Genomic DNA, 15,635 nt, shown 5'->3' on the forward strand with positions numbered 1-15,635 from the left:
AAAATTCAGAACCATCTTGGACAAAAAAATTATGGATTTTACTTTTAACGCATTTTATACCCTGATCGCTGCAGTAATTGTGCTATTACTGGGCCGGTTTCTGGTAGATAAAATCGATTTTCTAAAACGTTACAACATTCCTGAACCTGTCGCAGGTGGTCTGGTTGCAGCGGTTATCTCTCTGCTGGTTCATTCGTTCTGGGGCTATAGCATTACCACGAGCGCGGAACTGCAAACCAGTTTTATGCTGATTTTCTTTGCTTCGATCGGTCTGAGCGCGAACTTCGCCAAATTGCGTGAAGGTGGGATTGGACTGGTGATCTTCCTGGTTGCCATCTCAACATTTATTGCCCTACAAAATGCAGTGGGTATGGGCTTGGCAAGTTTACTGGGTATTGATCCTCTGATCGGTCTGATTGCCGGCTCGATTACGCTGACTGGTGGACATGGTACTGCTGGCGCCTGGGGTGAAATTATGGAGGTTGAGCATGGTATTCAGGGGGCTTTGGCGCTCGGTATGGCAAGTGCGACCTTCGGTCTGATTATTGGGGGAATTATCGGCGGGCCTTTGGCGAAACTGTTGATTAACCGTCATAATCTTGCTGTGGCACGTACCGATCAGCAGATCGAAAAACGTGACAACACGCCAATGGACAGCACGACAGATGAATATGTGCAATTTGAATATCCACATCGTGTCCGTCTGATCACTGCCGATAATGCCATTACCACACTTGGTCTGTTTGCAGGCTGTCTGGCATTTGCGGAGCTGATGACTGGCTTCAGTAAAGATACAGTATTTGAACTGCCAACATTTGTATGGGCACTGGCAGGTGGCGTGATTCTGCGTAACGTGCTGGAAGGCATCCTGAAAATCCAGATCTTCGACCGTGCGATTGATGTGTTTGGTAATGCTTCATTGTCGCTTTATCTGGCCATGGCGCTGCTGTCATTAAAATTATGGCAACTGGCGGATCTGGCAGGACCATTGATGGTGATTCTCGGTGCACAGACCTTGACTATGGCTTTATATGCAGCATTTGTCACTTTCCGGGTGATGGGCAAAAACTACGATGCCGCAGTACTTGCTGCAGGTCACTGTGGTTTCGGGATGGGTGCAACCCCAACGGCTGTTGCCAATATGCAGGCGATTACCAATATGTATGGCGCTTCGCATAAAGCCTTTCTGATCGTTCCATTATGTGGTGCTTTCTTCGTTGACTTGATTAATGCCACGATCATCCAGATGATCTTGAAATTTTTCGTCTAATTTTAAGCTTGATAATGAGTCATAAGCTCATAAGGATATGACATGAATGATCAGCTAAATGAAACCTTACTGGGCTGGGTCGATGCCTTAAATGGTCCACTCTGGGACTTTTTGGTGGTATTCCTGGTCGCAGTCGGTATTTTGTATACGATCATGACCGGTGCCGTACAAATCCGTTTGTTCTGGCACAGTATGAAAGTCATGAAACGTAGTCGTGGCAAGGTCGAAGACGATCATGGTATTACGCCGTTTCAGGCTTTTGTTACAGGTCTGGCTAGCCGGGTTGGTGTGGGTAATGTCGCTGGTGTCGCCATTGCGATTGCTGTCGGTGGTCCAGGTGCTGTGTTCTGGATGTGGTTTACTGCATTTCTGGGAATGAGCTCTGCTTTTGTAGAATCGTCATTAGCCCAGTTATTTAAAGTTCGGGATAACAAGAACCAGCAATTCCGCGGTGGACCAGCGTATTACATTACTCAGGGTCTTAAGCAAAAATGGCTGGGAATTGTATTTGCGATTGCGCTGATTACGACCTACGGTTTTGTGTTTAATGCCGTGCAGGCCAATGCGATTACTGGTGCAACCTCACATGCCTGGGGCTGGAATGAAGCCAATCTGATGTTGCCATTAGGCGGCTTCGATCTGGAAGTTTCCTGGGTCGGTCTGGTCTTGGTCTTGATTACGGCCATGATTATTTTTGGCGGGATCAAGCGGATTGCCAAAGTTGCTGAAGGGGTAGTGCCTTTCATGGCAGTTCTTTACCTGGCTGTTGCTTTATACATTGCTGTCATCAATTACGATGTGTTGCCGTCTATTTTCCAGCTGATCTTTAGCAAAGCATTTGAGTTTGAAGCAGCTGCAGGCGGTTTCTTTGGCGCCATGATCTCGATGGCAATGATGATGGGGATTAAGCGCGGTTTATTCTCGAACGAAGCGGGGATGGGTTCAGCACCGAATGCGGCGGCTGCCTCCGATGTGAAACATCCGGTAAATCAAGGTCTGGTTCAAATGCTTGGCGTATTTGTAGATACCTTCGTCGTATGTTCATGTACCGCTATCATTATTTTAGTCTCTGGTCTGTATGAAAATGCCGGTTTTGAAGGCGTGACCTTGACCCAGATGGCACTTGAAAGCCAGATTGGTGCTTGGGGTGATGACTTCCTGGCCTTGATTCTGTTCCTGTTTGCCTATTCTTCTATCATTGGTAACTATGCCTATGCAGAGGGAAATATCCAGTTCATCAATAATAACAGCAAGGTCATGTTTATTTTCCGGTTGCTGGTATTGTTTATGGTGTATTTCGGCTCGATTGCCAGTGTACCGTTGATCTGGAATATGGCGGACCTGTTCATGGGCGTCATGGCCAGTATTAACCTGATTGCGATTGTACTGCTGATGCCATTTATTTTGATGCTGCTCAAGGACTATACCGGTCAGCTGAAACGTGGCATCGAGCAACCAGAGTTTAAGCTCGATGATCATCCGAAATTTAAAGATAAAGTTAAATCAGATATCTGGTAAGACTTGAGCAAAAGCCCCGACTGGTTCGGGGCTTTTTTATGGGTTTAAATGGTTAGAATGACACAACATTAAGATAGCTTTGATATAGGATAAATCCGGCAATCAGGCTGAACCAGACTGGTAATTTCAAGCGTAACAGTAGAATCATCACGATGACAAAAACCAGATCAGACCAGAAACGAAAATATGCCTGAGAGAGATCAATCAGCAAATATAAAAGTAGTCCGACCACTGCCGCATTAATCCCGCTTACCGCCTGAAAAATAATACGTTGCTGCATTAACCATGACCAATAAGGCAAAGTAGCAAAAATCAGAAAAAACGAAGGCAGGAAAATGGCACAGGTTGCTAACAGTGCATTAATCCAGGATGAACCTGTCCAAGGCAACAGAGCACCGACATAGCTGGAAAAACTAAATAATGGACCCGGCATCAATTGGGCAAATGCATAACCTAGATCGAAAGATTGGGGCGAAAGTAAATTGGTCGCCACAAAGTCCTGATGCAGCAAAGGCAGAATGACATGCCCGCCACCAAAGACCAATGAGCCAGTTTGATAGAAATCAGCAAAAAATGCGAGTTCAGGCCAAGAACCAGATTTGACTAGTATAGGAATCAGAAAAAATGGTAATAAAAATGCGATGAACCAGTAAGGTGCATGACGTGGCCGAATATAGCTTGAGTGAATGGTAGATGAATTTGAAGCAGGCTTATTTTCCTGAGGAGAATTGGAAAATTTTGCCATTACGAGACCAAAAACTGCCCCTAAAATAATGACCAGTAGCTGGTTCAAACTGATACTAATGAAGCTCAGAATCAGGACGGAAATGAAGACCAGTACATATTGCCAGATGCTCTTGCAGAAGCTGTTAAGCATTTGCCAGAATGCCCAGACGATTACAGAAAAAACGATCAATTGAATGCTATGAAAGCTGTTTGAGTTTAGAATATGGAAATAGTACTGACCAAGTACGGCGATCAAGCTCATCAAAAGCGCTGAAGGTAAGGTAAACCCAAGCCAGGCCATGAATGCTCCAGCATAACCCCTTTGCAGATAGCCAATTGAAAGGCCTACCTGGCTGCTGCTTGGGCCGGGCAAAAGCTGCGCTAATGCAACCAGCTGACCATATTGTGTCGCATTTAACCACTGTAACTGGTCGACAAATTTACGGTGAAAAAACACCAGATGTGCTGCCGGTCCACCAAATGCCATACAGCCCAGTTGCAGGAAGGTAAGAAAGATCCGGTACAGTGAAGGTGTATTCATACAGTGGCTGAAAATTGAAAGACATTAGTGCAACTGTATGACAGTTTTACGAAATTCTACAGATTATTTAAGCATGTGTTTATACACTATGCTGCTTTAACAAAATGAGGACGTGCTCTGCATGCAGAAATATGTACTGAGTATATTGGCGATGACAATGGTAGGTCTGAGCGGCTGCCAAACGACATCCGGTTTTAATCCATCTAACTCTAGTCATATCAAATCTGCCAGTTCAGTAGCAGAAGCCCAGGCACGTCCAAACCAGATCAATTTCCGCAAGATCAAGCAAACAGAAAACCGTCCGGTGATTGCACTCATTCTTGGCAGTGGCGGTGCGCGTGGCTATGCGCATATCGGTGCAATTGAAGTATTGGAGCAGGCAGGCATACAACCTGACTTTATTGTGGGAACCAGTGCTGGCAGTATCGTAGGTTCCATTTATGCTAGTGGTAAACCAGCGATTGAACTGCGTAATATTGCATTAAGCATGAAAGCAACTGACGTCCGCGACATCAAGCTGGACCGTAAAGGCTTTTTTGATGGCAAAAAAGTTGAAAATTATGTGAATTTACAGGTCGATCAGACACCTCTGCAAGCCATGAAAATCCCGATGTTTGTGGTAGCCACAGCTTTGAAAGAGGGTAAGCGGGTAGTCTTCAATTATGGTAATACCGGTCAGGCAGTACGTGCATCCGTTTCTATTCCAAGCATGTTTATTCCCACTGTCATCCAGAAAAAAGAATATGTGGATGGAGGGCTGGTCAGTCCGGTACCGGTCAAAGTGGCTCGTGAGTTGGGCGCTGATATTGTGATTGCTGTCGATATTCTGGCGCAGCCCATCCATACTGAAACCACCAATGTCTGGGGCTTATTCAACCAGAATATTAATATCATGCAGCAACGTCTAGCTTCTGAGGAACTGCAATACGCCGATGTAGTGATTCAACCAGACTTACGCGAAAAAGGTCATATCTTTGACGTGCGTGGCAGGGAGTTGACCATGGATGCTGGGATTGAGGCGGCTAAACTCAAGCTACCAGAAATTGCTCAGGTCTATCAGAAGCATAATTATAGTCAAGGTCATCAGATTCCATTGCTCTTGGCTCAGCAACAATAGTTTGTTCTAAGATTTTGAATAAAGTATTTATTTTTCAAATAGATGTATAAAGATATTCACCACTTTCCTCATATAGGTGAAAAGCAGTTCATTTTTGCTCATCGTTTTTAGAGATGAGCTCATGTTTTCTACCTATTTAAAGCCATTTAAAGCCCAAGTTTCAATGGGAAATAAATATTTGAATTATAAAGCTATAATGATTTTATGAGATTCTTTTAAGGCTATTTTTTGATTTTAACAAAATTATTCACAGACTTAAGTTAAACAACTGTTCAAAAGCTTAGAAGATCATGACAGAATAAAAATCGACAGATTAATAAATGTAAAAGCCATATGAATCACATCGAAATTGGCCAGCAAGTCACATTAGCTCAGTTTGAAAATACGATTTTTACTGTAACTAAAGTTCATCCCGATGGTTCTTTTACCGTTGAAACGATATTGCATGGCCAGCAGACTTTAAGTTATGAGAATGTGGCGCGAGAAATGTTGAGACAAGTGCCTGCTTAATTCGAGGTTATTTTTTGTTAATGCATGCAGTTTTCTTAAACCGAGTTCTGCATGCTTAATGGAAAATTTCTTCATTGCAGTGCATTGATTCAAGAAAATACTTTAGTGGATAAATTCCTGTTTATTTTATAGTTACTGAAAATAACTTTCTGATGATTTCTATGGATCCTCAGAGGAATATCTTTTTTTTTGTATGGAGAAAAATTTCATATCAAGAATTATGATGTTTTATTTGCCGAATTGAACATTTTATTTAGGCCAAAAACGCTATAATAATGGTCTATATCATTGTCATTCAAAGAGTTCAGAGAAAACGATGGCCCCTTTAGATCAAATTGCAACAGCATCGGATGACCAGTCAGAGTTAACGATGTCGGTCCTTATGACGCCAGATATGGCGAACTTTTCAGGAAATGTACATGGTGGAACAATTCTGAAATTATTGGACCAGGTTGCTTATGCTTGTGCGAGTCGCTATTCGGGTAGTTATGTCGTAACCCTGTCTGTAGACAAAGTAAATTTCAAAGAACCGATTCATGTGGGTGAGCTGGTGACTTTCCTGGCAAGTGTGAACCATGTAGGTCGTACTTCAATGGAAATTGGCATTCGTGTAGAAGCGCAAAATATTCAGAAACGTACTGTACGCCATACCAATAGTTGCTACTTCACGATGGTCGCTGTTGATGAAAATGGTAAGCCTAAACAGATTCCACCGCTGAATCTGGACAATGACTGGAAACGTTGCCGTTTTGAAGCAGCTGAACAACGTAAAGTTGCCCGTCTGCAGGAAAATCATCATCCTTCATGCAGTATCTATAAAAAATCAGCGCATAGCTAAGAACTAAACTTAATTTGCTTATTAAAAAGACCTTCAATGAGAGGTCTTTTTTTTGCCTATAAAATTCATTTAACTCTGGCTTAAGCTTCTTTTTTAATCTAATATGAAACGATACGTATCGTTTTGTTTTTTGGTTTTAAGCATGAGTGAAGAAGAAAAATGTTCACGGCGTCAGCACAGTATTCTGCAGGCGGTTTCGGATGCACTGGCAGAAGGTGAATATCATCAGCTAACCATTGAAGATGTGGCTGCACGGGCAGGGGTTGGCAAATCTACGATTTACCGCTGGTGGAAACATAAATCTGAACTGGTACTAGATGCTTTCAAGCAGCGCACAGCAGGGGTATTTGAACTGGATGCTTCACAAAGCTTGCGCAGCAATCTGGTTCAACAGCTAACTCTGCTGGTTCAGGCGCTTAATCATCCGGTAGGCCGAGCTTTGCTGGTCGTTATGGCCAATCATCGGGAGCTGGCTGCAGACTTTTTTCAGCAGTATCTATTACCACGTCGAAAACAAACCCACCAATTGATTCAACAGGCCATCGAGCGTGGGGAATTACGTGCGGATTATCCTTTTGATCTGATGCTGGACACCTTATACGGGCCGATTCATTACCAGATCATTTTCTTCAACCGCATGCCGGATGATCAATATATCCAGAATCTGGTAGATCTGGCCTTAAGCCCAGCTTTGATTTCTCCCTGAGTTTAGTCAGTTCTTAAATTTGTTTTTAAAAGTTGCGTGTTATGTCTGCTAGTCCTGAGCGCTTATGGAATCGCTCCTTTATTCTGTGTTTATTGAACAATCTGTTCCTGTTTGTCTATTACTTTGCCTTACTGACCATTCTGCCGGTTTATATCATGAAAGATCTGGGCGGATCAGTCAAAGAAGCAGGTTTGGCTTTGACCCTGTTCTTAGTTTCCTCCATCGCCATTCGACCTTTTTCTGGCATGATCATCGAGAAACTCGGCAAGAAATTGGCAATGCGCGGAGCCGGAGTTATTTTTGCCTTATTTTCCTTTAGTTATCTGCTGGTCGATAGCATGTGGTCATTATTGGCAGTGCGTTTCTTACATGGGATCTGGTTCAGCATACTGACGACGGTCACCGTTCCCGTTGCAAATGAGTTTATTCCGGAATCTCGTAAGGGTGAGGGCATGGGCTATTTTGTCATGTCGACTAATCTGGGTGTGGTATTTGGTCCATTACTGGCCTTAACCGTAGTTCAGTTCACCAGCTTTAAAGTGCTGTTTGGCTTGCTTGCCGTGATTATCTCTATCGGCTTGATCTTTTCCTTCATGCTGAAAATTACCGAATTAGTAAAACCTCAAGCTACAGTGGTCGAAAAATCAAAATTCAGCCTGCATGACATTATTGAAGTCAAAGTGCTGGCGGTGAGTTTTGTGGCACTGCTCACGGCTTTTGCTTACTCCAGTATCATGAGTTTTATCACGCCCTTTAGTGAAACCAAGCAACTACTGGCTTATACCGGCATCTTCTTTATTGTTTTTGCGGCCTCAATGTTGTTGGTACGGCCTTGGGTGGGCAAAATTTACGACCGTAAAGGACCAAGTGCAGTTATCTATCCTTCCTTTATTTTCTTTGCGATTGGCATGATGATTGTCAGTGTCATGTCCAGCCAATGGACTATGTGGTTGTCTGCGGTATTTATCGGAATTGGTTACGGTTCATTATTTCCATGTTTACAAACTCTAGCGATTCAATCTGTCGAAAAACAGCGTATGGGCCATGCAATTTCTACCTTTTTTACCCTGTTTGATATTGGACTGGCAGTGGGTTCAGTAGTGATGGGTATGATCATTGCGCAATACGGTTTTGAAAAGACCTATATGTTCTGTGCAGTGATGGTGATTTTCACTTTATTGATCTACCGTCAATATGTGGCCAGGAAGCGACCTTCGATTTCAGCATCCTTACCGGAAGAATAAAATGGAATTAAGACATTTACGCTATTTTGTTACAGTGGCTGAAGAGCTGAATTTCACTCGGGCAGCTGAAAAACTGAATACTGTTCAGCCTTCACTCAGTCAGCAGATTAAGGATCTGGAGCGTGAAGTAGATGCGCAATTGCTGGAGCGGAATAACCGCAAGGTTGAGCTGACCGAGGCTGGACAGGCTTTTCTAAAGGAAGCTCTGTTGAGCTTAGAACATGCGGAACGTGCCGTGCAGGCAGCCCGTCAGATCGCCCATGCACATAAGGGTCAGCTGAATATCGGCTTCGTACCGGTCGCGGAAATGAAAATTTTTCCTTATATCATGCCGAATATCCGTGCACATTTTCCTGAACTGAAAGCACTGTTTCATAGCCTGACCGATGCAGAACAGTTTAGCGCGCTGAGACAGGGCAGTATTGATATTGCCTTTACCCGCTACCGAGATCAGTCGGATGAGTTTGAGTCCGTTCAGATTTTTGATGAGCCACTGACGCTGATTGTGCCGAAAAATTCTCCGGTCGCAGAAATGCCCTATGTCAGCATCAAGAAGTTTGAAAATCAGGACTTTGTGATTAGTGATGAACAAGCCTCACCACAGCTGCATAAGATTATTGATGATTTCTTTAGGCAGTCGAAACTGAACGTGAATGTGGTGCAGTATTCCACCAATATTCTGCTGAATGTCAATCTGGTCGGCATGGGGGTTGGCTGGAGTCTGGTACCAGCCTATGTGATTCCTTTACTCGGCGATAATATTGTGGTGAAGAAAACGCTGGAACCTTTACCGATGATTGCTCTCTATGTCAGTTACCGTAAAAATAACCAGCATCCTGCGATTGAACTGATTCTGAAAGTGCTTAAAGAAAAGTTTTGTGTAGACCTTTTTAAGTAAATTATTGATCTTCCATAAATGAAATGTGCTACAGAAATGATCTGTAGCACATGCTTTTTAATCGCAGAGGAAAATCGCTTTATACTGAAATTCAAAAAATAAGAAATCGGTTGAAGCAGAATGATGAAGCTCTATAACAACCCTCAGTCACGCGGCATGACCTTGCTGCCTATCCTTAAAGAACTACAGATTGAAGACCAGCTTGAGCAGGTGGAAGTTCCTTTTAAAGATATGCATCAACCTGAATATCTTCAGATCAATCCGATGGGTAAAGTTCCCTGTCTGGTTGATCAAGGCGTCGTAATTTCAGAAATGGCGGCTATTATCATCTATCTGGCAGATAAGTATCAGGACAAAGGATTGGCACCCGCTTTAGATGATCCCAAGCGTGGTACTTATTTAAAATGGATTTTCTTCTGTCATGGGCCACTGACTGAATATATTGATGTAAAAAATTTACAAGTATCTCAAGAACAGATTGAAAAGGTCCGAACCAGTTTAAGTTTTGGTAACGAAGCCGCGGTATTTGATTTTTTTAAACGAGGTTTGTCGCAGGCTAAGCCTTATCTTTTAGGTGAAAAAGTTTCTGCTGCAGATCTATATGTGGCCTATTGTCTGATCTTCGCAATTAGTACCAAAATTTTGCCGCCGTTGGAAGAATTTAAACCTTTCCTACAGCAAATGGCACGTCGTGATTCTCTCAAAGATATTTCATGGTTTGAGCAATACCGAACTTAGCTTCTATGTTCATCTATAAATAAAAACCACGCCGTAGCGTGGTTTTTTTGACTGAGGTCAATTATTTGACATGGAGCTTGTTAAATAGCGCCTGACTTGTGCTTTCTATAGATTGAGGAATCGCTAAGGCTGCCACGAAGCGGTCTGGACGCAGGATGACGATAGAGTCCTTGGTCTTGCCGAACCAGGTACGAATGTCCGTACCGATATCACCAATGGTGATCACATCTTCGTATTGCTTACGATGTTGATTAGACAATTGAACTGTAGGAATAACCTGGATAAATTTTACGCCAAGTTTTTTCCACTGTTGTATCGTTTGCTTGCTTAAGCCCCATTTCGGATCCACCCCCCAGGCAATGATGGCAAAGTCATTGCCAATCACTTCATCCAGCAATACAGTTTCATCAGACTCCAGTTTCACCTGCGGCTGAATGAACATCTTGCCGACTGGAGAGTCTTTCTGAGTATTGGCCAGCAGGGCACCATCATGATACTTCGGCATAGGCTTAAAGCGCATTTCCAGCAGGTACTGTTTGATTGGCTTGATATAGTTCAATGCGTAAGCAATACCGTCACGAACAAAGCCTTGCCATTTTTTTGGTGGAGCAAGGACGTGGCCTGCCATGACTGAAAGATCGATCATCGCCTTGGCATGATCCTTACGTTCTACTTGGTAAGAGTCCAGTAATTCATGGCTTGCTTTACCCTGGATCACCAATGCAACTTTCCAGGCCAGGTTAAAGGCATCACGCATACCGCTGTTATAGCCTTGGCCTTGCCATACCGGCATGATGTGTGCAGCATCACCAGCAAGCAGAATACGGTCAGCACGGAACTTATCTGCAATACGTGCATTGTGGGTATAGACACGTTGACGAATCACTTCGATTCCATCGGTATTCGGTAAAACTTTAGATAGTAGTTTGGCAATATTTTCTGGTTTGCTGAGTTCTTCCTGAGTTTCGCCTGGCATGACCATGAATTCGAAGCGGCGAATGCCATGCGGCAGGGCAGCTGATACATAAGGACGCACCGGGTCACAGCATAGATAAATATGTGGGGTTGCCAATGGGTCATTATCGATATCAATCACGATCCACTGGTTTGGCGCAGTTTCACCTTCGAATGGAATGTTGAGGGTACGGCGTACATAAGAGTTTCCACCATCACAGGCAATCAGGTATTGCGCACGAATGGTTTCTAAGCTGCCATTTTTAGTCTGAACATTTAAAGTTACACCCTCAGCATCCTGGCTGAAATGTGTCAGATGGCGAGAGAAAAGTACTTCAGTTTTTTTATATTGTTTGAGGCCTTCTAGCAGAACGTTATCTACTTGTGGCTGAATGAAAGCATTACGGCGGGAGAAACCAAATTCACGAGTCAGTGGCTGAATGTCTGCGAAGCAACGGCCTTTGGGTGTCAGGAAGCGCATGGCATGATTCGGGGTAGTATGCGGCAAGACCTGATCAACCAGTCCCAAAGATTGAATGGTACGCAAGGATTCATCATCAATGCCGATGGCACGCGGATAATCGATCAGACTATCTAGCTGTTCAACTACGGTGACTTGTATACCCTGTTTGCTTAAATAGTTGGCAATCGTTAAGCCTACTGGGCCAGCCCCCAAAATCGCCACTTCAGTGGTGTAATCTGTATTGCTCATCGCGAATGTCCATTCCATCAATTCAGAATTGAGACTATTAAGGAACAATCAATAGCGCTAAACAAGCTAGTCCATAGTAGGTCATGTCTATCAAAAAGATTTGGTTGAAAAGATTTTTATTTTAATAAATTATTGATAATAAATAATAATGTTTAAATTTATTCATAAGATGAATGAATCCTATGATCATTTCTGGCTATAGTGAATAGCCTATAACGGATAAAAAAGCTGAATCACGCAGTTGCATGATTCAGCCTTAGTCTACATCCGGCAGCATAGGTCAAACCTACTGGAGATTTACTGCACGAGATGTTGCTTTAAACCTGATTAACGAGTCGATGTCGACTTAGTCGTTTTTTTACCATCTTTGTCTTCTGTAGCAGCTTCAGACGCAGCAGGCTGGTCAGCAGGTCCAGCTGTGGTTACATTTGGATTTGGGTTATTCGTTGCAGGAAGTTCCTGAGTTGTCACAGTGACTTTCTGTTCCTCAGTGGTCTTCGTGTCAGTGGTGTTGTTTGCTGCAAAACTGGTAGCTGCGGCTGCAGTAAGCGTTGTTGCAAGTAAGATTTGTGCATATTTCATGTTGAGCATCCTTTTTATTACATTTATAAACTGCCGAATGACCATCACATCAATCCGGCAGGAATTCATCCTAAGCATGAAAATTTTATGGAGCAAAGCAATTAACAAAAGCCGCACGAAGCTGTTAACCAAGCAAATACAATCATTGGAAATTTGTTTTCTTCTGTTAAATGTATAGGAAATTGTTAGCTGGAAATGTGTGTAAATATTTCAAATATAGCGTTTAAGTGAACTAGTTAACGGTTAAAAAGTACTTACTACAGACTGTTATTTTTATTTGAACCGAGATAAATAGAATCTAATCATCCAAGAATGAACATTTTTGCAAGAGTCCAGTGTTCTATAATAGTCAGGTTTACTCATTCTAATTCTATCTTTGAGAGAGAATCAATTTTGAAAGTTCTTGCCGCTCAGCAGCCTATTCCTGTACACATCATTTCCGGATTCTTGGGTGCTGGTAAAACCACTTTATTAAAATATTTACTGAGCCAGAAACCGGAGCAAGAAGTCTGGGCTGTGCTGATGAATGAGTTTGGTCAGATTGGCGTCGACCAGCAATTACTGCCTCAGGATCAGGGCTATGCAGTGAAAGAATTGCTGGGCGGCTGTTTATGTTGTAGCAGTCAGTTGCCAATGCAGATTGCTTTATCCCGGCTATTGTCAGAAACCAAACCGGACCGGCTATTTATTGAACCTACAGGACTCGGACATCCCGGGCAACTGCTGGAACAGCTCACCGAACCGCATTGGCAGAGTCATTTGAAAATGCAGGCTCTGGTCACGGTAGTCGATGGTTCACGTTTACATGATCGGGACTGGACGCATCAGAACCTGTATGCGGATCAGCTGAAAGTTGCCAATATCGTGGTTATTTCCCATGCTGATTTGATGACTGAAACTGATCATGCTGCTTTAACTGAACTCAAGTCTGAGTATCAGCCATATGCCCAGCACTGGCTGATGATAGAAAACGGACAGCTGGATATTGAGCAAATCAAACAGGATTATCAGGGTGCTTCACGTCAGATTCAGCCACTGCTCAAGCAACAGCGCCAAGTGTTGGGAGAGGTGCCGGCTGTCGTACATCAGTTGCCTTATCATTATGTTGAAAGTGCACAAGGCTATCAGGTGGCAGGTTGGAAATTGCCAAAACGCTGGCAGTTTGATTTTTATGATCTGCTGGATCTGCTTTGTGAGCAGCAGGATTGGCTCAGAATCAAAGGGATTTTTAATACCAATCAGGGCTGGAAAAGCTTTAATTTCAATCCTGATCAGTTTAATTATCAGTCTGCCGAAGAAGGCATTGATAACCGGGTAGAAGTGATTTACCAGACCTCACGTGACTGGCTGGAATTTGAAACCGCCTTAATGCAATGCCGGATTGTTCAGGAAAAATAACTTCGAATCTGCGTGTTGAAAATAGCTGGATAAGATGAAATCTGTTCAGCAAAAATGCAATAAATCTTATATGCTAGGCGCCAAATTTGAGGATTGTATTATGGCGTTAAAAGCGACAATTTATAAGGCAGATTTGAACGTTGCCGATATGGATACCCATCGTTATGAAGACTATCAGTTGACGATGGCGCTGCATCCTTCGGAAACCATTGAACGTCTGATGGTACGTGTTTTGGCTTATGCACGTTTTGCTGGCGAGGCGCTTGAATTTACCAAGGATCTGTTTGAGACTGATGAGCCAGCGCTGTGGGAAAAAGACCTGACTGGCCAATTATTGAAATGGATCGAAGTGGGTTGTCCTGACGAAGATAAAGTCAAAAAAGCCAGCGCACGTTGCAAACAGGTCGCAGTAGTTGTTTATGGTTCTTCAGTTGATGAATGGTATAAACGTAATTCCAAACTGAAAACGCTGTCGAATGTTGAGGTCTGGAAAATCTCGACCGCCAGCACTGAAGCGGTACAACAGTTATGTGAACGTACCATGCAGCTGCAACTGAATGTCATGGATGGCGAATGGACCTTGATCGGTGATCAGGCCCAAGCTGTAATTGAATGGGAACAGTTACAATAACAGCCAATAAGGATGCAAGTCTCGGCTTGTATCCTGATTCAGAAATTGCGTATACCTGACAATAATAAAAATGAAACAGGGATAAATATATGCATCCGGATCTTTATCGTTTGCTCATTGCCCTCGGTATTGGTGCAATTATTGGTGCAGAACGCGAATATCGCAGTAAGTCTGCCGGTTTGCGGACTATGATCATGGTCAGTCTGAGTTCCTGCTTGTTCACGATTATGTCAATCAAAATTGGTCTGGATAGTCAGGATAGGATTGCAGCCAATATCCTTACTGGCTTGGGCTTTGTTGGTGCGGGAGTTATCTTTAAAGATGAAAACCGGATTTCAGGCATTACGACAGCGACAACCATCTGGATGACAGCAGCACTGGGCATGGCAGCTGGCGCGGGTTATGAATGGCTGAGTCTGTTTGCTACTTTTATTGTATTAATCGTGCTGATTTTTCTGATCTATGTCCAAGAGGGAATAGAAACTTTAAGTCAGGCACGAACCTACCGAATTATCTGTCCTTATCAACGTAAAACCTTAGAGCAATACGAAGAATTATTTAAAACTTATAATATGAAAGTCGTTCGCAGTGTGCAGCATAAAACGGAACACCGTATTAGTGGACGCTGGATTTTAATTGGCTCCGCCGAAAATCATAAAAAATTGACTAACTATTTACTGAATGATTCAAATATCCAGGAACTCAGCTTTTAATCCTTTAAGCCTCAAAGCTAAAGGAATTCTGTCTAATCCCGTTTATACTATGCGTATTTGCCAGAGAAAGGATATTGGTCATGACCAAAGAGCTAGAAATTATTGATTTGAAAGTGGGTGAAGGTAAAGAAGCGGTTAAGGGCGCGCTTATTACGACTCACTATACTGGCTGGCTAGAAGATGGCACCAAGTTTGACTCATCACTGGATCGTGGTAACTATTTTGAAACCGTGATTGGCACTGGCCGTGTGATCAAGGGCTGGGATCAAGGGATTATCGGTATGAAAGTGGGCGGTAAGCGTAAACTAATTGTGCCTGCTCATTTGGCTTATGGTGAACGTAAAATGGGGAATATCATCCCGGCCAATTCAAACCTGATTTTTGAAATCGAACTGTATGATGTTAAAACACGTGATTGATTCACTGAAATAAGCTTCATTCATTGTGATGAGTGAATGTTGAACGGGTGAAGTCATAGCTAGATGGACTTCATCCGATGAACTACAAAAAAAGCTTTGCACTCTCTGTTATTCGACGTA

The 15,635-nt window shown here is 43.1% G+C and carries 16 protein-coding genes; 13 read left to right on the top strand and 3 right to left on the bottom strand.

All coding sequences use genetic code 11. The annotated features are described in order from the left end of the window. The first annotated feature begins 31 nt into the window (after nt 1-31). A complete protein-coding gene (gene gltS, locus FTV25_RS02480; RefSeq protein ID WP_004784955.1) occupies nt 32-1,270 on the top strand; it encodes a sodium/glutamate symporter in 1,239 nt (412 codons plus the stop codon). A 42-nt stretch (nt 1,271-1,312) separates the two neighbouring features. Beyond that, a complete protein-coding gene (locus tag FTV25_RS02485; RefSeq protein WP_180002141.1) occupies nt 1,313-2,788 on the top strand; it encodes a sodium:alanine symporter family protein in 1,476 nt (491 codons plus the stop codon). A 52-nt stretch (nt 2,789-2,840) separates the two neighbouring features. On the opposite strand, the gene chrA is transcribed toward FTV25_RS02485, so the two are convergent. Beyond that, nucleotides 2,841-4,055: a chromate efflux transporter gene (gene chrA, locus FTV25_RS02490; RefSeq protein WP_180002140.1), complete on the bottom strand. Its 1,215-nt coding sequence runs from the start codon at nt 4,053-4,055 to the stop codon at nt 2,841-2,843. 121 nt (nt 4,056-4,176) lie between these two features. Here chrA and FTV25_RS02495 point away from each other — a divergent pair, with 121 nt between their 5' ends. The 7 genes from FTV25_RS02495 (at nt 4,177) to FTV25_RS02525 (ending at nt 10,106) form a co-directional block, all read left to right on the top strand. Next, entirely contained in the window at nt 4,177-5,172 is a 996-nt protein-coding gene (locus FTV25_RS02495; protein ID WP_180002139.1) for a patatin-like phospholipase family protein, read from the top strand. A 333-nt stretch (nt 5,173-5,505) separates the two neighbouring features. Continuing rightward, complete coding sequence (locus FTV25_RS02500; protein ID WP_162835329.1) at nt 5,506-5,682, top strand: hypothetical protein; 177 nt, start codon at nt 5,506-5,508, stop codon at nt 5,680-5,682. 316 nt (nt 5,683-5,998) lie between these two features. Next, on the top strand, nt 5,999-6,520 hold the full coding sequence (locus FTV25_RS02505) for an acyl-CoA thioesterase (protein WP_004784949.1): 522 nt from the start codon (nt 5,999-6,001) through the stop codon (nt 6,518-6,520). Nucleotides 6,521-6,662: 142 nt separating this feature from the next. After that, nucleotides 6,663-7,226, top strand: coding sequence for a TetR/AcrR family transcriptional regulator (locus tag FTV25_RS02510; RefSeq protein ID WP_166137661.1), 564 nt, complete (start codon nt 6,663-6,665; stop codon nt 7,224-7,226). A 41-nt stretch (nt 7,227-7,267) separates the two neighbouring features. Then, nucleotides 7,268-8,470, top strand: a complete 1,203-nt coding sequence (locus tag FTV25_RS02515) for an MFS transporter (RefSeq protein ID WP_180002138.1) — start codon at nt 7,268-7,270, stop codon at nt 8,468-8,470. 1 nt (nt 8,471) lies between these two features. Further along, nucleotides 8,472-9,368 carry a LysR substrate-binding domain-containing protein gene (locus FTV25_RS02520; protein WP_159123387.1) on the top strand — a complete coding sequence of 299 codons (897 nt, stop codon included), beginning with the start codon at nt 8,472-8,474 and terminating at the stop codon, nt 9,366-9,368. Between the two features lie 123 nt (nt 9,369-9,491). Beyond that, nucleotides 9,492-10,106: a glutathione S-transferase family protein gene (locus FTV25_RS02525; protein WP_171505579.1), complete on the top strand. Its 615-nt coding sequence runs from the start codon at nt 9,492-9,494 to the stop codon at nt 10,104-10,106. A 61-nt stretch (nt 10,107-10,167) separates the two neighbouring features. Here the strand turns inward: FTV25_RS02525 and FTV25_RS02530 are convergent, their stop codons facing one another. Both FTV25_RS02530 and FTV25_RS02535 read right to left on the bottom strand, forming a co-directional pair. Then, nucleotides 10,168-11,772: a bifunctional 3-(3-hydroxy-phenyl)propionate/3-hydroxycinnamic acid hydroxylase gene (locus FTV25_RS02530; RefSeq protein WP_180002137.1), complete on the bottom strand. Its 1,605-nt coding sequence runs from the start codon at nt 11,770-11,772 to the stop codon at nt 10,168-10,170. Between the two features lie 327 nt (nt 11,773-12,099). Continuing rightward, nucleotides 12,100-12,354, bottom strand: a complete 255-nt coding sequence (locus FTV25_RS02535) for a hypothetical protein (RefSeq protein ID WP_034170131.1) — start codon at nt 12,352-12,354, stop codon at nt 12,100-12,102. 393 nt (nt 12,355-12,747) lie between these two features. Here FTV25_RS02535 and FTV25_RS02540 point away from each other — a divergent pair, with 393 nt between their 5' ends. The 4 genes from FTV25_RS02540 to FTV25_RS02555 all read left to right on the top strand — a co-directional run bounded on the left by FTV25_RS02540 (nt 12,748) and on the right by FTV25_RS02555 (nt 15,515). Continuing rightward, nucleotides 12,748-13,752 carry a GTP-binding protein gene (locus FTV25_RS02540; RefSeq protein ID WP_159123390.1) on the top strand — a complete coding sequence of 335 codons (1,005 nt, stop codon included), beginning with the start codon at nt 12,748-12,750 and terminating at the stop codon, nt 13,750-13,752. 100 nt (nt 13,753-13,852) lie between these two features. Next, nucleotides 13,853-14,383 carry a YaeQ family protein gene (locus tag FTV25_RS02545; protein WP_180002136.1) on the top strand — a complete coding sequence of 177 codons (531 nt, stop codon included), beginning with the start codon at nt 13,853-13,855 and terminating at the stop codon, nt 14,381-14,383. Between the two features lie 89 nt (nt 14,384-14,472). After that, nucleotides 14,473-15,096, top strand: coding sequence for an MgtC/SapB family protein (locus FTV25_RS02550; RefSeq protein WP_103799665.1), 624 nt, complete (start codon nt 14,473-14,475; stop codon nt 15,094-15,096). A gap of 80 nt (nt 15,097-15,176) precedes the next feature. Further along, the gene (locus FTV25_RS02555) at nt 15,177-15,515 is read left to right on the top strand and encodes an FKBP-type peptidyl-prolyl cis-trans isomerase (protein ID WP_159123393.1); all 339 of its coding nucleotides are present in this window, start codon (nt 15,177-15,179) and stop codon (nt 15,513-15,515) included. Nucleotides 15,516-15,635: the final 120 nt, after the last annotated feature.

It is taken from the genome of Acinetobacter sp. YH12249 (assembly GCF_013417475.1).
Lineage (GTDB): Bacteria > Pseudomonadota > Gammaproteobacteria > Pseudomonadales > Moraxellaceae > Acinetobacter.